Below are 25,126 nucleotides of genomic sequence, written 5' to 3'. Positions count from 1 at the left end.
TACGGTCGTCCCGCTGTGAGTCGCCGTTCCAACGGCGGCCGCCCACTAGGGAGATCGGGGTGCACTCGTGCGGATCGGACTCGTCACCGACGGTGGCTATCCGTATGTGAACAGTGAGTCCGGGCTCTGGTGCGACCGTCTGGTGCGCGGACTCGCGCAGCACGAGTTCGATCTCTTCGCGCTCAGCCGGTCCGCGGAGCAGGAGGAGCAGGAGGAGCAGGAGGAGCAGGAGGAGCAGGGCCGGGGCCGGCTCCCGGCGCAGGTCGGCCGGGTGCGGACGGCGCCGCTCCGGACGGCCGGTGAGGACGTCCCGGGCACCCGCGCCCCCACGGGCCTGCTCGCCCGGGTGATGACGGGCGGGGGCGGACGTTCGTACGGACGGCGCGAACGGCGGCGCTTCACGGCGCACTTCACGGCGCTCGCGACCTCGCTCTGCACGGCGGGTACGGCGGTCGGCGCGCACGACGCCGGATACGCGAGCGGGGGCGCGGCTCCCGACGACACGAGCCGGGGCGCGGTTCTCTGCGAACGGAGTGAAGAGGAGCGTGCGGGACGCCCGCCCGCCGGTTCGGCGGACGCGCAGTTCACGGAGGGGCTGTACGGACTCGCCGAGCTGGCCCGCGAACACGGGGGGCTTCCCGCGGCACTCCGCTCCGAAACCGCCGTACGCGTACTCGAAGCCGCCTGCCGCGCCCCGGGTGCCGGGCGCACCGTCCGGACCGCGACCGTCCCCGACCTCCTCGCCTTCGCCCGGGAGCTCGACCGAGTGCTGCGCCCGCTCTCCCTCGACTGGTACGACGAGGAGAGCCTCGGCGCGGTCGATCTCTGCCACGCCGCATCCGGTGGGGCCGCCGCTCTGCCCGGGCTGCTGGCCAAACGCTTCTTCGGGACTCCGCTGCTGGTCACCGAGCACGGCGTGCAGCTGCGGACGCACTACCTCGCCGGCCACGACACCTCCCTGAGCGCGCCGGTGCGCGCCCTGCTCGCCAACTTCCACGGACGGCTCGCCACCGAGGTGTACCGACAGGCCGCGATCGTCACCCCCGGCGACAGCCACGCCCGGCGCTGGCAGGAACGGTGCGGTGCCGAGCGCGAGAAGCTGCGCACCGTCCACCCCGGCATGGAGTCGGACCGGTTCACGGCGCTGGGGGAGAGCGGCGACAGCGGTCCCGACGACACGCTGGTCTGGGTCGGCCGGATCGAGCCCGCCAAGGACCTGATCGCGTTGCTGCACGCCTTCGCGGAGGTACGGAAGGCCGAACCGGCCGCCCGGCTGCGGATCATCGGCGAGGCGGCGCAGGGCCCGGAGGGGGCCACGTACCTCGCGCACTGCCGGGCGCTCGCCGCCCAGCTGTTCCCCGATGAGGCCAGCGGCGCGCACGCCGTCGGCGACAACCCGGTCTCCTTCGAGGACCTCGGCGGGGCCGAGGTGCCGGATCTGCCGGAGGCCTATGCGGCGGGCGGGGTTGTCGTCCTGTCCAGCGTGGCCGAGGGCTTCCCCTCCGGTCTCGTCGAGGCGATGTTCTGCGGACGGGCGACGGTGTCGACGGATGTCGGCGCGGTGGTCGAAGTCATCGGCGGCACCGGGCTCGTCGTGCCACCGCGCAATCCCAAGGCGCTGGCCGATGCCTGTCTCGCGCTGCTGCGGGACCCCGAGCGCCGCGTGCGGCTCGGAGCGGCGGCGCGCGCCCGCGCACTCGAACTCTTCACCGTCGAGCAGAACCTGGCGGCATTTCGCGGTATCTATCTGGAGCTGATCTCGCACGCCCCGGTGCGCAGGGAGGCCGACGCGGTGAACGCCGACGGCGGACCGCGCCCCTTCGCCACCCCGCCGGAGGCGCATGTCGAGGGCCCGTGGACGGCCTCGGGCGCCGCCCCGGCGCGGCCGGCCGACCGCACGCCCAGCTGGGCCGCCGAGTCCCGGGCCGTCTGCGCGGCAGCGCGGGGAGCGGGTGGCGGCGATGCGTGAACGGGGAACGGACCTGCCGGGCCGCAGCGGCGGGGCGGGACGGTCCGAGGAAGCCGGCGACGATCACGGAGGAAAGACGATGGGCCACCCCACCGAGGTGTCCGACGCACCCGTCACACCGTCCACCGGCGGAAGCTGGGACCTTCGCTCCTGGGCGCTGGTCTCCAGGACCTTCGCCGCCAGGACGCCCGCCGCCGGGATCTCGGACCCGGCCTCCGATGCCGAGCCCACACCTGCGCCGCAAGCCGTCACAGCGCGAGCCGCCAGGGAGCAAGCCGTCGAGGGGCGGACCGCCGAGGAGCAGGCCGGCACGGGGAACAGCGACGCGGCGCGGGCTGCCGAGCCCCGGGCCCCCGAGATCCCGCGCGCCGCTCCGGTACGCAGGCTCAACACGTCGCGCCGCGGTCCCGCCGACCCCGTGAGAACACTGATGCACCGCCACCGCGAACTGTGCGAACGCGCCGTCGACCCACTGGAGATCGCCGCCAGGCTGGAAGCCCATGGCCTCACCGACCGCGCCGCCGCCCGCTACCGGCACCGCGATGTCTTCTCGCTCGCCGAGGAACTCTTCGCCCGGGTACCCGCCGTGACGGGGGAGCCCGAAGCAGCGCTCCGCGCGCCGGAGCGTGACACCGGGACACGCGCTGCCTGGTCGCTGCGCGCACTGGTGCCGGGCGCCGCCTGCGTGGCGACCGCCGGCGCGCTGAGGCTCACCGAGGGGGCGCTCGGCGGCCAGGGGCGGCTCGCGATCGCCCTCACCGGAGCGCTCGTCGCGCTCGGCGGCCTCGTCCTCAGCCTGCGCAGCGGCCCCCTGCGCGCCGGGGGCGGCTCCTTGAGGACCGCCCATGTGTACGGCTGCTGGCTCCTCGGCTATGTCCTGTACGGCGACGCACTGCTCGACCAAGTGCTCAGCGGCGGCCCCGAAGGCCCCTGGACGCTCACCCCCGCACCACTTCTGGGGCTGGCCCTCTCCCTCGCCCCGGCCGCCTGGTGCGCGCACCTCTTCTCCGTGCACGCACACCGCAGACTCATCGGCAGCCGCGCGCTGGAGGAGTTCGCCGCAGGCGTGCGCCCCCTGTTGTTCGGAGCCGTCGCACTCCATCTGTGCGCCCTCGCCGGACTGCTGTACCTCGCGCACCTGGGCTACGGGGGCGACGGCGCCTTCGTCGGAGCGGCCGCGCTCGGTGTGCTGCTCCTGCTGGCCCGGATGCTGACCGTGCACGGCTTCCCCGAGCCCGCCACCGCCGGACTCGCCGCCGCCTGCGCGGTGGAAGCGCTGGCACCCGCCCTGGTCCTGACCGGGCGGCTGCCCGGTCTGCACTTCCTCGCCCGCCCCGTCGACGCCCTGGTCGCGGCGGCAGGCACCGGGGCCGTATCCGCCCTCGCCTGCGGCGCCGCCGGGCTCGGGCTGCTGGTCACCGCCGCGGTCGTCCTGCCCCGGGCATCCGCCCACTCCCCGGCCCGGACCGGCGACCGAACCCGCACCTCCGCGTAACCCCCGCGACCGCACCGCCGCCGCCGCGCACCCAGCGCGGCCGAAGCCGATCCACCGCTGCACCCCCGCACAAGAACCACCCGCATGCCCCGCGGAGCCGACGCCGCGGGTCCATTACCCGTACCGAACCACACCTCACTTCCTCAAGGAGACACCGGACATGACCCCCCAATCCCTCGCACCGGCAGGCCGCCGTCGGCTCCCAGGGGGCGCGCGATGAGGGTGCTGCTGCTCGGAGCCAACGGATTCCTCGGCCGGTTCGTGGCCGACCGCCTGCTCGCCGACCCCGCCGTGCACCTCACGGCGCTGGGCCGCGGCGACGACGCCGACGTTCGGTTCGACCTCGCCGGCGGCAGCCCCGGCGCGCTGACCCGATTCCTGGACGCCGTCCACCCCGGCGTCGTCGTCAACTGTGCGGGCGCCACCCGGGGCGGGGCCCGCGATCTGACCCGCCACAACACCGTCGCCGTCGCCACCGTCTGCGAGGCGATGCGCCGCAGCGGTTGTACGGCCCGGCTCGTCCAGGTCGGCTGTTCGTCGGAGTACGGGCCCTCGCAGCCCGGCTCATCGACCGCGGAGGACGCGATTCCGCGCCCCGGCGGCCCGTACGGCGTCAGCAAGCTCGCCGCCACCGAACTCGTCCTCGGCTCCGGCCTCGACGCGGTCGTGCTGCGGGTCTTCTCCCCCGTGGGCCCCGGCACCCCGGCCGGCTCGCCGCTCGGCCGGCTCGCCGAGGCGATGCGCCGGGCCATGCAGTCCGGTGACGGCGAACTGAAGCTCAGCGGCCTCGGTGTGCAGCGCGACTTCGTCGATGTACGCGATGTCGCGCGCGCCGTCCACGCCGCCTCGCTCTCCGCGGCGCAGGGCGTCGTCAACATCGGCACCGGCCGCGCCGTGCGGCTCCGGGACGCGGCCGCCGTCCTCGCCAGGGTCGCCGGATACGCCGGCGCACTCCACGAGCTCGACGCGCCCCCGCCCCGGCTGCCCATCGGGGCCCAGCGCTCCTCGACCGAGTCGGTCATCGAGCATCTCTCGGCGACCCCGTCCCCCTACCCGGACGGCTGCGGCGCCTGGCAGCAGGCCGACGTCCGCACTGCCAGGGACCGGCTCGGCTGGCGTCCCCGGATCAATCTGGAGGAGTCCCTGGCCGACATCTGGATGGAGGCGGCGTGCCGTATCTGAGTTCCACCGGCACCACCCGCCGGACCGGCGGCGCCGGACAACTCGGCTTCGGCGTCCCCGGCTACGCGCATCCGCTGCTCGCGTCCACCGAGTGGGCCGAGCTCACCCGCCCCGGCACCCCGCTGCACTGGGCGGTCCTCAACATCGACAACGGCCCGGGCGCCCGCCCCGACCCGCACTGTCTGGAGGCCGCGGGCCGGCTCCGCAACGCCCGCGAGCGGATCATGCGCGGCGAGATCCCGCGGGAAGCCGCCGGGGGAGCGGGGGGCCGGGTGCTCGGCCATCTCGATCTGGCCCTCGGCAGCCGAGCCTTCGGCGAGCTGATCGCCGACGCGCAGTCCTTCCTCGACTGGTACCGCGTCGACGGCTTCTACCTGGGCCGGTGCCCGGCCGGGCGTGCCGAACTCCCGGCCGTCCGCCGGCTCACCAGCACACTCGCCACGCTCCTCGAACACGACGAGGGCGGGGACGAGCGCGGGCTGCTGGTGCTGGGACTGGGCACCCACCCCCACCCCGGCTACGCCGAGGCCGCCGACCAGCTGGTCACCTACTCCGGACCGTGGACCGACTACCGCTGGTCGCAGGTGGCGGAGTGGACCGCCGCCTACCCGCCGGAGCGGTTTGCGCACTTCGTCCACGGCGTTCCGCGCACCCATCTCGAAGAGGCCATGCGCATAGCCCGCTGGCAGGGCGCGGGCACGATCTTCTTCACGGACCGGGACGGACGACAGGGACAATCGGATCCATTCGCGGCGCTGCCCAGTTACTGGGACGAAATCGTCTCGCGGATCGGACCTGGTATCTCGGAATGAGAAGGGGCGTGGCAGTGTTGGGCAAGAGCAACCGTACGTAGCCGAAGTACGTAGAAACCGACCACCTGCATTGTTGAGGTTCCTGTGTCGCTGCCACCCCTGGTCGAGCCAGCTGCTGAGCTCACCGTCGACGAGGTCCGCAGGTACTCCCGCCACCTGATCATCCCGGATGTCGGGATGGACGGGCAGAAGCGGCTGAAGAACGCGAAGGTGCTCTGTGTGGGCGCCGGCGGTCTCGGTTCGCCGGCCCTGATGTACCTGGCCGCCGCCGGTGTCGGCACTCTCGGCATCGTGGAGTTCGACGAGGTCGACGAGTCGAACCTGCAGCGCCAGATCATCCACAGCCAGGCCGACATCGGCCGCTCCAAGGCCGAGTCCGCCAAGGACTCGGTGCTGGGCATCAACCCGTACGTGAATGTGGTCCTTCACGAGGAGCGGCTCGAAGCCGACAACGTGATGGACATCTTCGCCCAGTACGACCTGATTGTGGACGGCACGGACAACTTCGCCACCCGCTACCTGGTCAACGACGCGGCCGTACTGCTGAACAAGCCGTACATCTGGGGCTCGATCTACCGGTTCGACGGCCAGGCGTCCGTCTTCTGGTCCGAGCACGGCCCCTGCTACCGCTGCCTCTACCCGGAGCCGCCCCCGCCGGGCATGGTCCCCTCCTGCGCCGAGGGCGGTGTGCTCGGGGTGCTCTGCGCCTCCGTCGGTTCCATCCAGGTCACCGAGGCCATCAAGCTGCTCGCCGGTATCGGCGACCCGCTGGTCGGCCGACTGATGATCTACGACGCCCTGGAGATGCAGTACCGCCAGGTCAAGGTCCGCAAGGACCCCGACTGCGCGGTCTGCGGCGAGAACCCCACCGTCACCGAGCTGATCGACTACGAAGCCTTCTGCGGCGTCGTGTCCGAGGAGGCCCAGGAGGCGGCGCTCGGCTCCACGATCACTCCCAAGCAGCTGAAGGAGTGGATCGACGCGGACGAGAAGATCGAGATCATCGACGTCCGTGAGCCGAACGAGTTCGAGATCGTCTCGATCCCGGGCGCCCGGCTGATCCCGAAGAACGAGTTCCTGATGGGCAGCGCCCTCCAGGACCTCCCGCAGGACAAGCGCATCGTCCTGCACTGCAAGACCGGTGTCCGCAGCGCCGAGGTCCTCGCGGTCCTCAAGTCGGCGGGCTTCGCCGACGCGGTGCACGTGGGCGGCGGCGTGATCGGCTGGGTCAACCAGATCGAGCCCGAGAAGCCGGTGTACTGAGTACGAACGCCTCGAAGGGGCCGGTCCGCCCGCCGCGGACCGGCCCCTTCTGCGTACCCCGGGCCCCGGGATGTCCCGGGGCCGCGTTACGAGCAGGTCTTGCCGTCTGCCGGGACCTTCCCGTCGAGGAAGTACGCGTCCACGGTCGACGTCACGCACGCGCTGCCGCCGTACGAGCCGTGCCCCTCGCCCTTGTTGGTGAGCAGAACCCCGACGCCCTCGCCCAGTTCGTCCGCCATCTTCCGCGCGCCCTCGTAGGGCGTCGCCGGGTCGCCGGTCGTACCGACGACCAGGACCGGACCCGCGCCCGGGGCACTCGCCTCCGGATGGTCGCGCTCGCCCTTCACCGGCCACTGCGCGCACCAGCCGGCCGTGTCCCACGCCATGAAGGGGCCGAACACCGGGGACAGCTTCCGGAACTCGGGCAGCAGGGCCCGCGCCTCGGCCGCCGTCGGCCGGAGCCTGCTGTCCGCGCAGGAGATGGCGCGCTGCGAGTGGTTCTGGGTGTCGTAGTGCCCCTTCTCGTCACGGCCGTTGTACGCGTCGGCCAGTTGCAGCAGCATGGTGCCGGTGCCGCTCTTCTCGGCCTCGTCCAGCGCCTGGGTCAGATACGGCCAGCTGCTCCTGGAGTAGAGCGGCATGATGATGCCGGTGATGGCCAGCGACTCGTTGAGCTCGCGGCCCGAGTCCGTCGGCAGCGGCTTCTTGTCGATCCGTTCCAGCAGCCGGGCGATGCGCTGGGTTCCCGCCTCCGGGTCCTGGCCGCGGTCCTTGAGGTAGTTCTCCAGTGCCCGCTGGAAACCGGTCGCCTGGTTGCGGGCGTGCCCGACCGCGTCCGCGGTCGGGTCGACGACGGCGTCCAGGACGGTGCGTCCCACGTTCTTCGGGAAGAGGTGCGCGTAGGTGCCGCCCAGCTCCGTGCCGTACGAGATGCCGAAGTAGGTGAGCTTCCGGTCGCCGAGCACCTCACGGATCAGATCCATGTCCCGGGCGGCGTTCGCCGTACCGACATGCGGCAGGACCCTGCCGGAGCGGCGCTCGCAGCCGGCGCCGAAGTCCGCGCCGTCCTTCATGAACGCCGCCTCCTCCGCCGGTGTGTCCGGAGTCATGTCGACCCGCCGATCGGCGCTCTCCGTCTCCTTGTCGGTGCGGCAGTTCACCCCCGCGCTGCTCGCGACCCCGCGCGGATCGAAACTCACCAGGTCGTAGCGGGAGTTGAGCTTCCCGTACCCGTACGAGTCGGCGGCGCGCGGCAGCATCGCGACCCCCGAACCGCCGGGGCCGCCGAAGTTGAAGAGCATCGAGCCGAGGCGCCGGCCCTTGTCCCGGGCCTCCTTGCGGATCAGTGCGATCCCGATGGTGTCGCCGTCCGGCTTCGCGTAGTCCAGCGGCACCTCGACCGTCGCGCACCGCCAGCCGGTACCGGGCGCGGTGCCGCCCGCCGGGGCCCCGCAGCGCTTCCAGTCCGGCCGCTGGGAGGTGAGCGCGGCGGGCAGGGCGGGTATGCCGGGCTGTCCGCCCGGCGTGGCGGGCGACCCGTCCGGCGAGGACGCCGCACTGTGGTCCGTCCGGTCGGCCGGCTTGTCGTCCGTGCCGCTGTCGCAGCCCGCGAGCAGCCCCGTCAACAGAAGTACGGCGCCCGCCAGAGCGCCGGCGCGTGCGTGTGCGGCCACGTGTATGTCCTCCCCAATGTGCCTGCGCGTACCCCGCAGAGAAAGTGCGCCCATGCTAGGGGCTTGCAGGGAAGCAACACCTTGACTCCCTGCAAGCCCTCGGGCCGCTCGCCGCGGGCGTGCGTGCCGGACCCCGCTCCCTGATCCGGCCTGATCTAAACGAAAGTCCCTAAGGGCTGTCCCGTAATCCCTGGTGGATCAGCGCGCGGCGTCAGATGCGGTGCATCGCAAGGCGGAGGGACGTCCGCATACTGGATGTATTCGGACGTTCCGACAACGCGGCGAGGATGGGGCCTCCCCTGCTCGAGCGCAGCCGAGAGCTTGGGGAAGTAGCTGTCGTCGTGCGCCCGCCAGGGATTACGGGACAGCCCTTAGGTGCAGACGGTCCCGGCCGCCGGGACCCTGCCCTCCAGCAGATAGCCGCCCACGGCGTTCTGCACACACGCGTTGCCGCTGTTGTACGCGCCGTGCCCCTGGCCCTTGTATGTCATCAGCACACCGACACCCTTGCCCAGCGCGTCGGCCATCGCCTTCGCGCCCGCGTACGGGGTCGCGGGGTCGCCTGTGTTGCCGATGACGAGGATCGGGGCCGCGCCCGGAGCGCTGACGTCCGGGGTCACCCAGGCCCCCGCCACCGGCCAGCCGGTGCAGGCCATCAGGCTCCAGGCCAGGTAGTCGCCGAAGATCTTGGAGGCGGACCGGAACTCGGGCAGCTTCGCCTTGGTCTGTTCGGCGGTGAACCGCTCCTTGGAGTCGGCGCAGTTGATGGCGGTGTTGGCGGCGATGGAGTTGTTGTAGTGACCGTTTTCGGAACGGCCGTTCAGCGAGTCCGCGAGGGCGAGGAGCAGCGCGCCGTTCCCGCCGTCGGCCTCGTCCACTCCCTGCTCCAGCAGCGGCCAGGTCGCCTTGGAGTAGAGGGCGGCCGCGATACCGGTGATGGCCAGGGTCTGAGTCAGCTGCCGGGCACCGAGCCCCGGGATCGGCTTCGTCTCCAGCCGGGTGAGAAGGCCGGAGATCCCCTGCTCGATCTCCTTCCCGGTGGAACCGGGGAGCTTGCAGGCCTCGCCGCGGGCCGCGCAGTCCTTGGTGAAGTTGTCCAGCGCGAGCTGGAACCCCCGGGCCTGGCCGAGCGAGATCTGTTCGGAGTCCAGGGTCGGGTCGACCACCGCGTCCAGCACCGACCTGCCGACGTTCTTCGGGAACAGGTGGGCGTAGACGCCGCCCAGTTGGGTGCCGTACGAGATGCCGAAGTAGTACAGCTTCTTGTCGCCGAGCACCTGACGCATCAGATCCATGTCGCGGGCGGCGTTGGTGGTGCCGACGTAGGGGAGCTCCCTGCCGGAATTCTTCTTGCAGGCCGCCGCGAAGGTCTTGGTGCTCTTGACGAAGGCGTTCACGTCGGCGCCGTTGTCAGGGGTGTCGTCGGTCGCGAAGCGGGCGTCGAGCTGCTGGTCGGTCTCGCACTCCACCCCCGCGCTGAGGCCGACCCCGCGCGGGTCGAAGCTGACCAGGTCGTAGCGGGTGCGGAGCTTGTCGTAGTCGGTGCCGAAGGCGGGCAGGGTCGCGACACCGGAGGCACCGGGACCGCCGAAGTTGAAGATGAGGGAACCGATCCGCCGGCCCGGGTTCTTGGCCCTGGCCCGGATGAGCGCCAGCTCGATCGTCTCGCCGCCGGGCTTCGCGTAGTCGAGCGGAGCCTTCATGAAGGAGCACTCCCAGGGCGTGCCGCTGGGCAGCGGCGAGGGGGCCGTTCCGCTGCCCTGCGCGGGGGACGGGGCGGGGCAGGGCTTCCACGTCAGCTTCTGGGAGGCGAGGCCGCCGGGGATGCTGTTCGCCTCGGCGGCGTTCTCGGCGAGCGGAGTGCTGTGCGGCCCGCCCGGGTCGCCCTTGTCGTTGCTCTCCGAGCAGGCGGCGAGGGGAAGGAGCACGGTGACGGCGGCGGCGAGAGCGGCGGCGCGCAGGGCGGGGGAGGTCCTCATGGCCTCATCGTGCGGGGGGAACCGGAGCGGTGCACGGGCACCGGTCCAAGCGGGTGGCCGGGGTCGCCCGATCGCCCGATCGGCTCGGCGGGCATCCGAGGGGCGCCCTTCACGGACCACCGGCCCGGCCCCTCGCGGACAGGCTCGTACGGCGGGCTGGCGAGCCGACAGGCTCGTTCGGCGGCTGGGGAGCCGTCAGAGCTCGCCCTTGCGCGTCAGATGGTTGAAGCAGAGCCAGCCTGGAAGCACCGGCAGCCACAGGGTCAGCAGCCGGTAGAGCAGAACGGCCGGTGCCGCGACCTCCTTCGGCAGGCCGACCGCGATCAGCCCCAGCGTCAGCGCGCCCTCGACCGCGCCCATTCCGCCCGGTGTGGGCGCCGCCGACCCGAGCGCGTTGCCGGCCAGGAAGACCACCGCGATGCTCGCGTAGCTGAGCGGCGGCACGTCCGGACCGCTGAACGCCCGGACCGACGCGTCCAGACACATCACGAACAGGCCGGTCAGCAGCAGCATCCCGCCGATGCCCGTCAGCAGCTTCTGCGGACGCTGCACCACATCGAGCATGCGCGGTACGACTCCGGCGAACAGCGACCGCACCCGCGTCACGACGAACTTGCGCAGGAACGGGACCGCCGTCACCACCAGCACGAGTACGGCGACCGTCAGCAGCCCGGCGATCACGGTCCTGGACGGGGTGAGCGAGGACGGGGTCCTCTCGGTACCCGTCAGATAGCCGAAAGCCGCGAGCAGCAGGATGTGGCAGCCGAGACCGAACAGCTGCGAAGCGCCGACACTCGCCACGGCGAGCCCCGGGCGTACGCCGGCGCGCTGGAGGAAGCGGGTGTTCAGCGCGACACCCCCGACCGCGGCCGGGGCGACGAGCTTCACGAAGGAGCCGGCCACCTGCGCCAGCACGGTCCGGCCGAACGGCACCCGTTCCGGGACGAAGCCCAGCAGGCTCATCGCCGCCGCGACGTAGCTGAGGGCCGAGAAGCCGACCGCGGCCGCCACCCAGCCCCACTCCGCCTGCTCGACGACCGCGCCGAAGTCGGCCTGGGTGACCTGCGAGATGAGGAAGTACGCGGCGATCGCGCCGGCGATGCAGCTGAACAGGGTGCGCGCCTTGATGCGCTCCAGCCGGACCGGTTCGACCGGCGCCTGCGGCCGGATCAGCAGTACCTGCCGCCGCATCTGGGAGAGCAGATCCTCCTCGCGCGCCTCTTCCAGGGCGTCGTCCAGGGCCCGCTTCTCGGCCTGCTTCTCGTTGCGCAGCGACTTGCGGGCGGCCTTGCGGTCGGTCTTGTGGTCGGCCTTGTGGTCGGGACCCGTTCCGGACACGGCGGTTTCCTGAGCCGCTCCGTGTTCGAGCGCCCTGGCGCGCTTGGCCGCGTCCGACGCGTCGAGCACCGCCTCACGCTCGCGCTGCGAGCGCTCCCGGGCGAGCCGGCGCAGGGTCGCCCGGGTGGAGCGGCTCAGCGCGATCGGCTGGAGCAGCGGCAGGCAGTCCGCGACGACATCGGGGCCGAGCACCTCCAGCGCGCCGGCGACGGCCCGCTCGGCGCCCACCCGCAGGCCGGTGGTGGTCAGCAACTGCGCGACGTCCATCCGCAGGACCAGATCACCGGCCGCGATCTCGCCGCCGCGCAGATCGGTGACGAACACCTTGCCGGAACGGTCGACCAGGATGGCGTCCCCGGTGAGCCTGCGGTGCGCGATCCGCCGGGACTGGAGCGCCTTCACCTGACGCCAGGCGCCGCGCACCAGCTCGTCGGTGATCTCGGAGTCCTCCAGCGCGTCCAGGGAACGGCCGCCGATGTGCTCGTACACCAGCATCACGGCGTCGGGCCCGAGCTCGGAGGTGGCGATCAGCTTGGGCGCGTTGGCCCCGGCGGCGATCGCCGCGTACGCGAGCAGCGCCTCCTGCTCCAGCGCCTGGCGCAGCGACTGGAGGGAACGGCGCTGGGTGATGCCGCGCAGGGTGAGCCGGCGCCAGACCCGGTAGAAGAAGCCCTGGGCCTGCTGCTCGCGGTCGACGACCGTCACGTCGAGCGGTGGCCCGTCCTCCAGCGTGACCAGGTAGCGGCGCCCCCGGTCGTTCTGGTCGCCGGAGTCGGGCGTGTCCTCGGCACGCATCGCGGTGACCGGGTGGAAGCCGACATGGCGCAGACCGGCCATCAGATGCTGACCGGTCGGCCGTACGTTCGGCGAGCCGACCGCGTACAGCGTGCCGTATGCCACGGTCCAGCCGATCAGCACGGTGAGGATGATCGAGAACGGAGTCGTGTAGCCGCCGACCAGCATGGCGAACGCGTCGAGCAGCAGCACCACCCACAGCACGACCCGCCAGCGTGGCCGTCTCGCCATTCCGACCGCCGTCATATAGGCGATCACGGGGGCGAGATAGCCGTGTACGGGATCGGTGAGCGCGTCACCGGGCTGCGGCTGGGTCAGGGCGTCCTGGATGGTGCCGGGGGCGGATTTGGCCACCCAGAGATCGGCGGCGAGCGTGACGCCGTGCGCCAGTACGGCGGCGAGCACGCCGTCCGCGATCCGCAGCCCGTCGCGTTTGATCAGCCGTTCGATGGCGAAGGCGACCGGGACGAGCAGCACGGCGATGCTGGAGACCAGGCCGGCGGTCTTGATCAGGATGTCGGGCGCCTGGCCGGTGCCCTTGTTGATGTCCTGTTCGAGACCTGCGGTCGTGCCGTGGGCGAACGCGGCGACCGAGAGCAGGACGGCGATCGCCAGGACCCCGATGAGGAGCCGCATGAGATCGGAGGGGCGGTGCACCCGGGCGGGGAGCAGCGGCTCGTCGCCCGAGACGCGCTCGGCCTCCGCCGCGGCGGTCGAGAGCGTCGCGCCGGCCAGGTGCTCGGGAACGTCCTGGCGCCCGGCACCGGGCGGTGTCCGTCGCGCGCCGGGCGTGGTCTGCTCCGCGCCGGGCGTCCCTTGCTCCGCGCCGGGCTCCGCCCCTTCCGCACCGGGCTTTTTGGCGGGCCCGTCCGGCGCGTCCGAGTACGGCTCGGCGTCAGGGGCGTCCGCCGCCTTCGGTGGCTGCACGCCCTGCTCCTTCGTCGCCTCTGATTGGTCTTCGTGTTCTCGTATCACCGGTCACCGCCCGCACGATGGTGGCACGGCCCGGCGACGGAGGGGGGCATCAGGGTGCACTGCGCAAACACGCGAAGCGCAACATACGCTCCTTTGCTCCCGCACGCACGCCCCGTGAGCGGGCGCGCGCGGATCGGTCCGGGCTGTCGGTGGCGTACGGCAGGATGGGCCGGATGAGCCAACACCGGACGAGCGGCAACGGGACGAGCGGCGACCGCGCGATCGGCGACCGGGCGATCGACGACCGGACGATCGACGAGCTGCCGGAGTACGCGGAGCGGGTCCTCGATGTCGCCGAGCTGATCCCGCCCGGCCGTGTCATGACGTACGGAGATGTCGCGGAGTGGCTGGGCGACGGCGGCCCGCGCCAGGTCGGCCGGGTCATGGCGCTGTACGGGGCCGCGGTGCCGTGGTGGCGTGTGGTGCGCGCCGACGGGGCGCTGCTGCCCGGCCACGAACTGCGGGCGCTGGGCCACTACCGCGAGGAGAGCACCCCGCTGCGCGAGGCGTCGCGCAGCGCGCAGGGCCATCTGCCGCGCCTCGACCTGAAGCGGGCGCGGTGGGACGGCGTCACCGGTGGTGCGGACGCGGACGCGGACGGGGACATAGACAAAGGTGCTCACATCTGACAGCTTCGGCCATTCGGACGCCCAACGGGCGGCGCCGGGCCCGACGCGTGACGCGGAACACGCAGCATCGCGCGACGGCACCCGTGATATGCCCGGCACTTGCGGCACCTGCGCTGCCGGCACCCGTGACGCCGGCACCCCCGCCCCGGAACGTGACGAGGTACGCAGCGGACTCGTCCCGCATCGCGCCCGCGTCGGCGTAGCGTCGTCAGTTCGCGGCACGCACCGCACCCTCACCACCCATACGCCCAGTGCACCCCGTACACCCAGCACCCCCCGTACACCTCGTGAACCCATCAGGACCGGCGATCCACGTGAGCTCCTCCTCCACCACCCGGCACAGTCCGCACCGTCAGGCACGGCAGCGGACCGCGGGCGCGTACCGGCTGGTGCGTACCCCGCCGGGCTCCGTGGGTCCCCCTCTCCTGGACGCGGCGCAACGCGCGGTGGTTGATCACCCCGGCGGCCCGCTCCTGGTGCTCGCCGGACCCGGCACCGGCAAGACGACCACGCTCGTCGAGGCGGTCGCCGCGCGCGTGGCACGGGGCACGGACCCGGCCCGCATCCTGGTCCTCACCTTCAGCCGCAAGGCCGCCGTGGAGCTGCGCGACCGGATGGCCGCCCGGCTCGGTGCCGCCCGCGGTCCGCAGGCCACCACGTTCCACTCCTTCTGCTACGCGCTGGTCCGCGCCCACCAGGACGCCGACCTCTTCGCCGAACCGACGCGGCTGCTCTCCGGACCGGAGCAGGACGTGACCGTGCGCGAGCTGCTCGCCGGCCAGCTCGAACTGGAACGGGACGGCTTCCCGCACATCCGCTGGCCCGACGAGCTGCGAGCCTGCCTGACCACGCGCGGTTTCGCCGACGAGGTACGGGCGGTGCTCGCACGCAGCCGCGAGCTGGGCCTGGGCCCGGACGCGCTGGCCGACTTCGCCCGCCGCACCGGCCGGCCGGACTGGGGCGCCGCCGCCGAGTTCCTCGCCGAGTACCTGGACGTGCTGGACGCGCAGGGAGTGCTGGACTACGCGGAGCTGGTGCACCGGGCCGTGCTGCTCGCGGAGCGCCCCGAGGTGTCGGCGCTGCTGTCCGGGCGGTACGACGCGGTGTTCGTGGACGAGTACCAGGACACGGACCCGGCGCAGGTACGGCTGCTGCACGCGCTGGCCGGCAACCGGGGGAGCGGCCCGGGCACCGGGGGCGGCCGGGACCTGATCGCCTTCGGTGACCCGGACCAGTCGATCTACGCGTTCCGGGGCGCCGATGTGAACGGCATCCTCGACTTCCCGGAGATGTTCCGGCGGGCGGACGGCGCTCCGGCTCCGGTCGGCGTCCTCACCACCTCGCGCCGCTCCGGCGAACAGCTGCTGGCCGCCACCCGGCTGCTCACCCGCCGGATGCCGCTGACCCGGCTGCCCTCGGCGAAGGTCCGCGCCCACCGGGAGCTCGCCGCGGTCCGTGAGGGCGGCAGCGTGGAGGCGTATACCTATCCGACCGCCTCCGCCGAGCTCGACAACATCGCCGATCTGCTGCGCCGGGCACATCTGGAGGACGGCGTCCCGTGGCAGGAGATGGCGGTGCTCGTACGGGCCGGGGGCCGCACGATCCCCTCGGTGCGCCGGGCCCTGACGTCGGCGGGCGTCCCCCTGGAGGTCGACGGCGACGACCTCCCCCTGCGCCACGAACCGGCGGTGGCCCCGCTCCTGACGGCCCTCCGCGCGGTGGCCACAGCGGCCCTGCGCCGGGGCACGCCGGGCGCGGAGTCTCCGGTGGGCGTGGCTGCCTCGGTGGGCGTGACTGCGGAGGGCGTGGCCGTCCCGGAGGACACGGCTGCGGAGGCTTACATTCCGGAGAACACGGCAGCGGTGGGCGTGGCCGTCCCGGAGAACAAGGCTGCGGAGGCTTCCGTTCCGGGGCAGGAACCCGGCGCGCCCACCGAGGAACCGTCTGTCCCCGAAGCGTCCTCCTGGCTGGACACCGAGACCGCCCTGGCCCTCCTCACCTCCCCTCTCGGCTCCATGGACGCGGCAGACCTGCGCCGGCTCGGCCGGGCCCTGCGGGACGAGGAACGGGCCGCCGGACATCGCGTACCGGCCCCCTCCGGCGACCTGCTGGCCCGCGCGCTCGCCGAGCCCGAACGGCTCGTCACGCACGACCCGGCGTACGCCCGCGGAGCCCAGCGCCTCGGCGCGCTCCTGCGCAAGGCGCGTGAGCTCCTCGAAGGCGGCGGCACCGCGGAGGGGGCCCTGTGGGAGCTGTGGGCCGGCACCCCGTGGCCGGGGCGGCTGGAACGTGCCGCGCTGCGCGGCGGCCCGGGCGGCCGCAACGCCGACCGCGACCTCGACGCCGTCTGCGCCCTCTTCGACACCGCGGCCCGCGCCGAGGAGCGCACCGGCGGGCGGGGTGCGTTGAACTTCCTGGAGGAGGTCGACGCCCAGGACATCGCCGCCGACACCCTCTCCAGACGCGTCGTGCGTCCCGACGCCGTACGGCTGATGACCGCGCACCGGTCCAAGGGCCTGGAGTGGCGCCTCGTCGTCGTCGCGGGTGTGCAGGAGGGGCTCTGGCCGGACCTGCGACGCCGCGGTTCGCTGCTCGAAGCGGACCGGATCGGCCGCGACGGGCTGGCCGAGCCGCTCACCCCCGGCGCCCTCCTCGCCGAGGAACGCCGCCTCTTCTACGTCGCGGCGACCCGGGCGCGCGAGCGCCTCGTCGTCACCGCGGTCGAGGCAGCCGCCGACGACGGCGACCAGCCGTCCCGCTTCCTCGCCGAACTCGGCGTCGAACCGCGCGACGTCACCGGCCGGCCGCGCCGCCCGCTCGCCGTCGCCGCGCTCGTCGCGGAACTCCGTGCCACCACCGTCGACCCCGACGCCTCCGACGCCCTGCGCGAGGAGGCCGCCCACCGTCTCGCCCGCCTCGCCGCGCTCACCGACGACGAGGGCCAGCCGCTCGTACCCGCGGCCCATCCCTACCGCTGGTGGGGGTTGTACGAGCCGACCCGTTCCACCGTCCCGCTCCGCGACCGGGACCGGCCCGTGGCCCTCTCCGGCAGCGCGCTCGACCAGCTCGCCCGCACCTGCGCGCTCCAGTGGTTCCTCGGCCGCGAGGTGAAGGCGGACGCCCCGGCGACGGCCGCACAGGGCTTCGGCAACGTCGTCCACGTCCTGGCCGACGAGGTGGCCTCCGGACGCACCCCCGCAGATCTCGCCGTCCTGATGGAGCGGCTGGACTCGGTCTGGGACGGCCTCGTCTTCGACGCCCCCTGGAAGTCCCAGCAGGAGAAGGAGCAGGCCAGGGTCGCCCTCGAACGCTTCCTGCGCTGGCACGTCATGGACCGCGCCGGACGAGCCCCCGCCGCCAGCGAGCACGACTTCGACGTGACGCTGGAGGCGGGGGAGTACGAGGTACGCATCCGGGGCTCGATGGACCGCGTCGAGCAGGACGCCGAGGGCCGGGCGTACGTCGTCGACTTCAAGACCGGCAAACAGTCCCCGACCAAGGACGAGGTCGCCCGCCACCCCCAGCTCGCCGTGTACCAGCTGGCCGTCCGGGAAGGGGCGGTCGACGAGATCTTCGACGGCCGGCGCCCCGAACCCGGCGGCGCCGAACTCGTACAGCTGCGCCAGGCCGCTCCCAGGAAGGAGGGCGGCGACGCCCTCCCCAAGGTGCAGGCCCAGGAACCGCTCTCCGGCGCGTGGGTGTCCGACCTGCTGGCCACGGCCGCCGGACGGGTCCTGGACGAACGGTTCACCCCCACGACCGGCCAGCACTGCACGCACTGCTCCTTCCGGGCCTCGTGCAGCGCGCAGCCGGAGGGCCGCCACGTCCTGGAGTGAGCAGCCGTGTCCTGGGGCGAGCAGGGCGCCGGGCAGGCGGCGGCCCGCACATTGTCGGTGCGCCCGGTTAGCCTCGGTCGGGTGTCCTCACGTATCACCGATCCCGAGCAGCTGAAGGAGCTCCTCGGGATCCCGTTCACCCCGGAGCAGACGGCCTGCATCACGGCGCCGCCCGCCCCGCAGGTGATCGTGGCCGGAGCCGGGTCGGGGAAGACCACCGTGATGGCGGCGCGCGTGGTGTGGCTGGTGGGGACGGGCCAGGTGGCCCCCGAGCAGGTCCTCGGACTCACCTTCACCAACAAGGCGGCGGGCGAGCTCGCCGAGCGCGTCCGCAAGGCCCTGATCGCGGCCGGGGTCACCGATCCGGACGCCATCGACCCGGACAACCCGCCGGGCGAGCCCAGCATCTCCACGTACCACGCCTTCGCCGGCCGGCTCCTCACCGAACACGGGCTGCGCATCGGCCTCGAACCCACCACGCGCCTCCTCGCCGACGCCACCCGGTACCAGCTCGCCGCCCGCGTACTGCGCGAGGCACCCGGCCCCTACCCGGCCCTGACCAGGTCGTTCCCCACACTGGTCAGCGATCTGCTGGCCCTCGACGCCGAGCTGGCCGAGCATCTCGTACGCCCCGAACAACTCGCGGACCACGACACCGAACTGCTCCGTACGCTCGCATCGGCCCGGCTCACCAACGCCGAGCTGCGCAAGATCCCCGAGACCGCCGAGGCCCGCCGCGAGCTGCTGCAACTGACCCGCCGCTACCGCGAGGCCAAGAGGAGCCGCGACCTCCTCGACTTCGGCGACCAGATCGCACTCTCCGCCGAGCTGGCCCTCACTCGGCCCGAGGTCGGCGCGATCCTGCGCGACGAGTTCCGTGTCGTACTGCTCGACGAGTACCAGGACACCTCGGTCGCCCAGCGGCTGCTGCTCTCCGCCCTCTTCGGCCGCGGCCCCGAAGGAGCGGCGGTGACCGGGCACGCCGTCACCGCGGTCGGCGACCCCTGCCAGGCGATCTATGGCTGGCGCGGGGCCTCCGTGGCCAACCTCGACGACTTCCCCCTCCACTTCCCGCACGCCGACGGCGCCCCCGCCACCCGCTACTCCCTCAGCGAGAACCGCCGCAGCGGCGGCCGGCTCCTCCATCTCGCCAACGGCCTCGCCGCACCCCTGCGCGCCATGCACGAGGGCGTCGACGCCCTGCGCCCCGCCCCGGGCGCCGAGCGCGACGGCATCGTCCGCTGCGCACTGCTCCGTACCCATACCGAAGAGGTCGACTGGCTCGCCGACTCGATCGCCCACCTCGTGAGAACGGGAAAGGCACCCGGCGAGATCGCCGTCCTGTGCCGCACCGCGGGCGACTTCCCTCAGATCCAGGCCGCGCTGGTCGCCCGCGACATCCCGGTCGAGGTCGTCGGACTGTCCGGGCTGCTGCACCTGCCCGAGGTCGCCGACCTCGTCGCGGTCTGCGAAGTCCTCCAGGACCCCGGCGCCAATGCCTCCCTGGTCCGGCTGCTCACCGGTCCCCGCTGGCGGATCGGCCCCCGTGACCTGGCACTTCTCGGCCGTCGCGCCCGCCTCCTCGTCCACCGCGCGACCCATGGCGACGAGGACGGCTCCGACCCCGACCGGCGCCTGGCCGAGGCCGTCGAAGGCATCGACCCGGCCGAAGTGATCTCGCTCGCCGACGCGCTGGACACCTTCCTCGAATCGGGCGGCGGCGCGGACGACGGACTTCCGTTCTCCGCCGAGGCCCGCATCCGCTTCGCCCGCCTGGCCGCCGAACTGCGCGACCTGCGCCGCTCGCTGGCCGATCCCCTGATGGACGTGCTGCACCGCGTCCTCGCCACCACCGGCCTGGAGGTCGAGCTCTCCGCGTCGCCGCACGCCCTGGCCGCCCGCCGCCGCGAGACGCTCGCCAACTTCCTGGACGTGGCGGCCCGCTTCGCCGCCGTCGAAGGCGAGGCCACCCTCCTCGCCTTCCTGGGCTTCCTGCGCACCGCCGTGCAGTACGAGAAGGGCCTGGACAACGCCCTGCCCGGCGGCGAGGACACCGTCAAGGTCCTCACCGCGCACAAGTCCAAGGGCCTGGAGTGGGATGTCGTCGCGGTGCCGGGCCTGGTCACCGGCCAGTTCCCCAGCGGCCAGTCCCGCGACGCCTGGACCTCCCAGTCCAAGGTCCTCCCGCACGCCCTGCGCGGGGACACGGCGACCCTCCCCGCCGTCCACTCCTGGGACGCCAAGGGGCTCAAGGGCTTCAAGGAGGAGATGAAGGAGCACCAGCACACCGAGGAGCTCCGCCTGGGATATGTCACCTTCACCCGGCCCCGCACCCTGCTGCTCGGCTCCGGCCACTGGTGGGGGCCGAGCCAGAAGAAGCCGCGCGGCCCGTCGGACTTTCTGCACGTGCTGTACGAGCACTGCGCGGCCGGACACGGCGAGATCGAGGTCTGGGCGGACGAACCGGCCGAGGACGAGGAGAACCCGGCGCTCACCGAGAAGGAGGCCGACCACGCGTGGCCGCTTCCCCTCGACGACCTCGCGCTGACCCGCCGCCGGGCCGCCGCGGACACGGTGATGGCACACCTGGAGGCCCTGGCCACGACGGGGGGTGTGCCGGACGCGTACGAGGCGCCGCCCGGTGTCCCGGGTCCGTACGACGGCCCCGACGACGCCCCGTTCCCCGACGACGAGGCGTACCCCGGCGACGAGGCGTACCCCGACGAGGCCGACGACTGGGACGCGCTGTCGACGGAGCCCCCGCCCGCCCCGGCCCCCGCACCGTGCACCCCCGCACCGCACGTCCCGGCGGCCCGCACCCCGGAGCGCGCCGGGGCACAGCACCTCACCCCCGAGGAAGCCCGCACCCTCGCCTCCTGGGACCGCGACCTCGACGCCCTCACCGGCGAACTGCGCCGCGCCCGCGCCGCCGTGCGCGATGTCCTCGTACCCGCCTCGCTCTCCGCCACCCAGCTGCTGCGCCTCGCCGACGACCCCGAGGGCTTCGCCCAGGAGCTGGCCCGGCCCATGCCGCGGCCGCCGCAGCCGGCGGCCCGCCGGGGCACTCGCTTCCACGCCTGGGTGGAGTCCCGCTTCGAGGAGCTGCCGCTGCCGATGCTCGGGCCGGACGAGCTGCCCGGTGGTGACGAGAGCGACGCCGAGATCGCCGACGAGCGCGATCTCGCCGCGCTCAAGGAGGCCTTCGAGCGCACCCCGTACGCCCGCCGCACCCCGTACCGCGTCGAGACGCCGTTCCAGATCACCCTGGCCGGCCGGGTGATCCGGGGCCGCATCGACGCGGTGTACCGCACCGGGGACACGTACGAGATCGTCGACTGGAAGACCACCCGCACCAACACCGCAGACCCCCTCCAGCTCGCGGTCTACCGTCTGGCCTGGGCGGAACTGCACGATCTGCCGCTCACCGATGTCACCGCCACGTTCCTGTACGTGCGCAGCGGCGAGACCGTCCACCCCGCCCGCCTCCCGGGCCGGGCGGAACTCGAACGGATCCTGCTGGACGAGCCACCGCCCACGGGGTAGGCGGCATCGTCGTGGCCGGACGCGCCGGCGGTCCCAGGGCAATACACCTAAGGCCTGTCGATCAGCAGCTGGGCGCGCGCGGTCGCGAACAGCCGCTGCTGTGCGGCGAGCTTCCCGGAGTCGGCGGTGGTGTCGAAGAGCAGCTGGTAGACCCGGCCCGCCGTGCCCGCGACGAAGACCTCGACGCGCTTGCGGGGTTCGCTCTGGCCCGCCCAGTGGTAATCGATCTCCAGCCAGAGGGCGTCGCGGCCGTTCTGCCGGGTGGTGTGCGTGACGGCCTTGAGACCGGCCATCGACGACTTGACGGTGTCGCGGTACCAGGCGAGCTGCCCGGCGGAGGCCGCCCGGGCGGTCGCTCCGTACGAGGTGTCCCGCTTGACGCTCATGTCATGAGCACCGTCCGGGGAGGTCCAGTTGCTCTGGATGTCGTTCCGCTCCTTCCGGCTCCAGCCGTCCGGCAGGGCGAAGGCGACCGTGAGGCCGGGTTCGCCGATACGGTGCCAGCCCTTGGGCACGGCCGGTGGAGAAGGCTGGGACGGCCGGGAAGGCTGGGATGGCCGTGACGACGCCGAGGGCCCGGTGCCGGGCTCGCCGGTCGCGGCCGGGGAGCCGGGGGTGTCCGTCTCCGGCGGAGGCGGCGTGGACGAGGCTGCCGGGGCACCGGCGTGGTCGGCGACGCTCCGGTTGACCGAGGAGCCGCCGACGAGCGGGACCCCGAACACCGCCAGCAGCAGACCGATGACAGCGGTGATCGCCGAGACCCACGCCGCTATTTCCCCGGCCCGCCGGCTCGGCGGCGTTCCCTCACCTGAACTGCTCAACTCGCTCTCCCCCTCGCGGCCGGGCACCGGGCACTGTCCCGCGGAGCCGTTCGGCGGAGCCATTCAACTGGAGGAGCGGCGCTGCCGACAGGTATCCGGCCCCAGTGGGGGCAGTGCGGCCCGGTGCCGCGGGCGGGCGGACCCCATGGGGCGAGGCACTAGGCTCAAGGCCATGAGCGACACCCCGGACAGCGCCGTCCGTACGTACACCGAGCAGCACCGCACAGCCTTCCTGGACGATCTCGCCGCCTGGCTGCGCATCCCGTCCGTGTCCGCCCAGCCGGAGCACGACGGGGACGTACGGCGCAGCGCCGAGTGGCTGTCCGCCAAGCTCGGGGAGACCGGCTTCCCGGTCACCGAGATCTGGGAGACGCCCGGTGCGCCCGCGGTCTTCGCCGAGTGGGCCTCCGACGATCCGGACGCCCCGACCGTCCTCGTCTACGGGCACCACGACGTGCAGCCCGCCGCCCGCGAGGACGGCTGGGACACCGACCCCTTCGAGCCGGTGATCCGCGACGGCCGCATGTACGGGCGGGGTGCCGCCGACGACAAGGGGCAGGTGTTCTTCCATACCCTCGGCGTCCGGGCCCACCTCGCCGCCACCGGCCGTACCTCCCCGGCCGTCAACCTCAAGCTGTTGATCGAGGGCGAGGAGGAGTCCGGCTCGCCGAATTTCCGCGCCCTGGTCGAGGAGCGGGCCGCCCGGCTCACGGCCGACGCAGTGATCGTCTCCGACACCGGCATGTGGGACGAGACGACCCCCACCGTCTGCACGGGCATGCGTGGCCTCGCCGAGTGCGAGATCGAGCTGCACGGCCCGGAACAGGACATTCACTCCGGTTCGTTCGGCGGTGCGGTCCCCAACCCCGCGACGGCCGTGGCCCGGCTCGTCGCCGCGCTGCACGACGCGGACGGCCGGGTCGCGATCCCCGGTTTCTACGACGGCGTGACAGAACTCACCGACACCGAGCGCGCCCTCTTCGCCGAACTGCCCTTCGACGAGGCGACCTGGCTGCGTACCGCCAAGTCCCGGGCGGCATCGGGCGAGTCCGGCTACTCCACGCTGGAACGCATCTGGGCCCGCCCCACGGCAGAGGTCAACGGCATCGGCGGCGGATACCAGGGCGCCGGAAGCAAGACGATCATCCCGTCCTCCGCCGTGGTGAAGATCAGCTTCCGGCTGGTCGCGGGCCAGGACCCCGACCACGTCCAGCAGGCCGTCCGGGCCTGGGCCGAGGCGCAGATCCCGGCCGGTGTCCGGCACCGGATCACCTTCGCCCCCGCCACCCGTCCCTGCCTGACGCCGCTGGACCACCCGGCCCTGCAGGCCGTGGCCCGCGCCATGGGACGGGCCTTCGGCCAGAAGATCCTCTTCACCCGCGAAGGAGGTTCGGGGCCCGCCGCCGACCTGCAGGACGTGCTCGGCGCACCCGTCCTCTTCCTGGGCATCTCCGTACCGTCCGACGGCTGGCACGCCCCCGACGAGAAGGTCGAACTCGACCTCCTGTTCAAGGGCGTCGAGACAGCGGCCCATCTCTGGGGCGAACTGGCCGCCGCACTCCGCTGAATCCTCTGAACACCCGATCCATCCCGGGGGAGTAGGAAGCACCTGTGAGCACCTTCGACAACGCCACCGCAGACCGGCCCATCGGTCTCACGGCGCCCAGCGGTATCGACCGCGCGGCGCACCACCGCCTCGACGAGGCCTGGCTGTCCGCCGCGTGGAGCCACCCGACCACTCGTGTGTTCGTCGTCTCCGGCGGGCAGGTGCTGATCGACGACACGGCCGACGGCGGTACGGAGATCGTCATGACCCCGGCCTTCGACGCCCCGGTCACCGAGACCCACCGCTACTTCCTCGGCACGGACGAGGACGGCGTCAGCTACTTCGCGCTCCAGAAGGACTCCCTGCCCGGACGCATGGACCAGCCGGCCCGCCCGGCCGGCCTGCGCGAGGCCGGGCTGCTGCTCGGCCCCCGCGACGCCGGCCTGATGGTGCACGCGGTGGCGCTGGAGAACTGGCAGCGGCTGCACCGCTTCTGCTCGCGCTGCGGCGAGCGCACGGTCATCGCGGCTGCCGGTCACATCCGCCGCTGCCCGGCGTGCGGCGCCGAGCACTACCCGCGTACGGACCCCGCCGTCATCATGCTGGTGACGGACGACAAGGACCGCGCGCTGCTGGGCCGTCAGGTGCACTGGCCCGAGGGCCGCTTCTCGACGCTCGCGGGCTTCGTCGAGCCGGGGGAGTCGATCGAGCAGTCCGTGGCCCGCGAGGTCCTCGAGGAGGCGGGCATCACCGTCGGCGAGGTCGAGTACATCGCCAGCCAGCCCTGGCCGTTCCCGTCCAGCCTGATGCTCGGCTTCATGGCACGGGCGACCTCCTCCGAGATCGACGTGGACGGCGAGGAGATCGAGGAGGCCCGCTGGTTCTCCCGCGAGGACCTGACGGCGGCGTTCGAGTCGGGAGAGGTCATGCCCCCGTACGGCATCTCGATCGCGGCCCGCCTGATCGAACTCTGGTACGGCAAGCCGCTCCCGAGGCCGGGCACCGTCGGCTGACGTACGACTCACCGCGGCCGGACGACAGCACCCGCGGCCGGACGGACAGCGCCCCCGACGGACAGGGCCCGCGGACCCACACGGCAACGCCCGCGGACGCGTACGGCAACGCCCCCTCCGGTGCTCGACCGGAGGGGGCGCGGCTGTGCTGCGGAGCGGCGGGGATGCTCTTATGGATGTCAAGCAGCGGTTGCGAGGTGACTCGGGGCCGCTGCGGTGGCGTTCGTGATGGTCAGGACGTGGTAGATCTCGCGGGC

The 25,126-nt window shown here is 72.9% G+C and carries 14 protein-coding genes; 10 read left to right on the top strand and 4 right to left on the bottom strand.

The features are described 5' to 3' along the window. Positions 1 to 67 precede the first annotated feature (67 nt). From ACF08M_RS30445 to moeZ, 5 genes are all read left to right on the top strand, one after another. Positions 68 to 1,969, top strand: a complete 1,902-nt coding sequence (locus tag ACF08M_RS30445; RefSeq protein ID WP_392188480.1) for a glycosyltransferase — start codon at positions 68 to 70, stop codon at positions 1,967 to 1,969. A 79-nt stretch (positions 1,970 to 2,048) separates the two neighbouring features. Then, positions 2,049 to 3,464 (top strand): hypothetical protein, encoded by a 1,416-nt coding sequence (locus tag ACF08M_RS30440; protein WP_392188479.1) that lies wholly within the window; start codon positions 2,049 to 2,051, stop codon positions 3,462 to 3,464. A 216-nt stretch (positions 3,465 to 3,680) separates the two neighbouring features. After that, a complete protein-coding gene (locus ACF08M_RS30435; RefSeq protein WP_392188478.1) occupies positions 3,681 to 4,646 on the top strand; it encodes an NAD-dependent epimerase/dehydratase family protein in 966 nt (321 codons plus the stop codon). Further along, positions 4,634 to 5,458: a spherulation-specific family 4 protein gene (locus ACF08M_RS30430; protein WP_392188477.1), complete on the top strand. Its 825-nt coding sequence runs from the start codon at positions 4,634 to 4,636 to the stop codon at positions 5,456 to 5,458. The genes ACF08M_RS30435 and ACF08M_RS30430 overlap by 13 nt, the downstream gene beginning before the upstream one ends. 84 nt (positions 5,459 to 5,542) lie before the next feature. Further along, the gene (gene moeZ / locus ACF08M_RS30425) at positions 5,543 to 6,721 is read left to right on the top strand and encodes an adenylyltransferase/sulfurtransferase MoeZ (RefSeq protein ID WP_392188476.1); all 1,179 of its coding nucleotides are present in this window, start codon (positions 5,543 to 5,545) and stop codon (positions 6,719 to 6,721) included. Positions 6,722 to 6,807: 86 nt separating this feature from the next. Here the strand turns inward: moeZ and ACF08M_RS30420 are convergent, their stop codons facing one another. The 3 genes from ACF08M_RS30420 to ACF08M_RS30410 form a co-directional block, all read right to left on the bottom strand. Next, positions 6,808 to 8,394 carry an alpha/beta hydrolase gene (locus ACF08M_RS30420; RefSeq protein ID WP_392188475.1) on the bottom strand — a complete coding sequence of 529 codons (1,587 nt, stop codon included), beginning with the start codon at positions 8,392 to 8,394 and terminating at the stop codon, positions 6,808 to 6,810. Positions 8,395 to 8,765: 371 nt separating this feature from the next. Beyond that, positions 8,766 to 10,373 (bottom strand): alpha/beta hydrolase, encoded by a 1,608-nt coding sequence (locus tag ACF08M_RS30415; RefSeq protein WP_392188474.1) that lies wholly within the window; start codon positions 10,371 to 10,373, stop codon positions 8,766 to 8,768. 195 nt (positions 10,374 to 10,568) lie between these two features. Beyond that, positions 10,569 to 13,433, bottom strand: a complete 2,865-nt coding sequence (locus tag ACF08M_RS30410) for a lysylphosphatidylglycerol synthase domain-containing protein (RefSeq protein WP_392188473.1) — start codon at positions 13,431 to 13,433, stop codon at positions 10,569 to 10,571. A 221-nt stretch (positions 13,434 to 13,654) separates the two neighbouring features. On the opposite strand from ACF08M_RS30410, the gene ACF08M_RS30405 reads away from it, so the two are divergent. The 3 genes from ACF08M_RS30405 (at position 13,655) to ACF08M_RS30395 (ending at position 21,489) form a co-directional block, all read left to right on the top strand. Then, the gene (locus ACF08M_RS30405; protein WP_392188472.1) at positions 13,655 to 14,110 is read left to right on the top strand and encodes an MGMT family protein; all 456 of its coding nucleotides are present in this window, start codon (positions 13,655 to 13,657) and stop codon (positions 14,108 to 14,110) included. 314 nt (positions 14,111 to 14,424) lie between these two features. Next, positions 14,425 to 17,946, top strand: coding sequence for an ATP-dependent helicase (locus tag ACF08M_RS30400; protein ID WP_392188471.1), 3,522 nt, complete (start codon positions 14,425 to 14,427; stop codon positions 17,944 to 17,946). A gap of 81 nt (positions 17,947 to 18,027) precedes the next feature. Next, entirely contained in the window at positions 18,028 to 21,489 is a 3,462-nt protein-coding gene (locus ACF08M_RS30395; RefSeq protein ID WP_392188470.1) for a UvrD-helicase domain-containing protein, read from the top strand. A gap of 47 nt (positions 21,490 to 21,536) precedes the next feature. Here the strand turns inward: ACF08M_RS30395 and ACF08M_RS30390 are convergent, their stop codons facing one another. Beyond that, entirely contained in the window at positions 21,537 to 22,310 is a 774-nt protein-coding gene (locus ACF08M_RS30390) for a hypothetical protein (RefSeq protein ID WP_392188469.1), read from the bottom strand. Positions 22,311 to 22,482: 172 nt separating this feature from the next. Here ACF08M_RS30390 and ACF08M_RS30385 point away from each other — a divergent pair, with 172 nt between their 5' ends. Next, complete coding sequence (locus tag ACF08M_RS30385; protein ID WP_392188468.1) at positions 22,483 to 23,877, top strand: dipeptidase; 1,395 nt, start codon at positions 22,483 to 22,485, stop codon at positions 23,875 to 23,877. Between the two features lie 44 nt (positions 23,878 to 23,921). Next, a complete protein-coding gene (gene nudC / locus ACF08M_RS30380) occupies positions 23,922 to 24,869 on the top strand; it encodes an NAD(+) diphosphatase (RefSeq protein ID WP_392188467.1) in 948 nt (315 codons plus the stop codon). Positions 24,870 to 25,126 lie beyond the last annotated feature (257 nt).

Origin of the sequence: Streptomyces sp. NPDC015032 (assembly GCF_043080425.1) — a bacterium.
Lineage (GTDB): Bacteria > Actinomycetota > Actinomycetes > Streptomycetales > Streptomycetaceae > Streptomyces.
This window is presented reverse-complemented; position numbering and strand designations above follow the sequence as displayed.

What these genes read in the sequence shown, in the direction of transcription:
- ACF08M_RS30440 (WP_392188479.1), top strand. Translation starts at nt 2,049, where the DNA reads ATGGGCCACCCCACCGAGGTGTCCGACGCACCCGTCACACCGTCCACC.
- ACF08M_RS30435 (WP_392188478.1), top strand. Translation starts at nt 3,681, where the DNA reads ATGAGGGTGCTGCTGCTCGGAGCCAACGGATTCCTCGGCCGGTTCGTG.
- ACF08M_RS30415 (WP_392188474.1), bottom strand. Translation starts at nt 10,373, where the DNA reads ATGAGGACCTCCCCCGCCCTGCGCGCCGCCGCTCTCGCCGCCGCCGTC.
- ACF08M_RS30405 (WP_392188472.1), top strand. Translation starts at nt 13,655, where the DNA reads ATGAGCCAACACCGGACGAGCGGCAACGGGACGAGCGGCGACCGCGCG.
- ACF08M_RS30385 (WP_392188468.1), top strand. Translation starts at nt 22,483, where the DNA reads ATGAGCGACACCCCGGACAGCGCCGTCCGTACGTACACCGAGCAGCAC.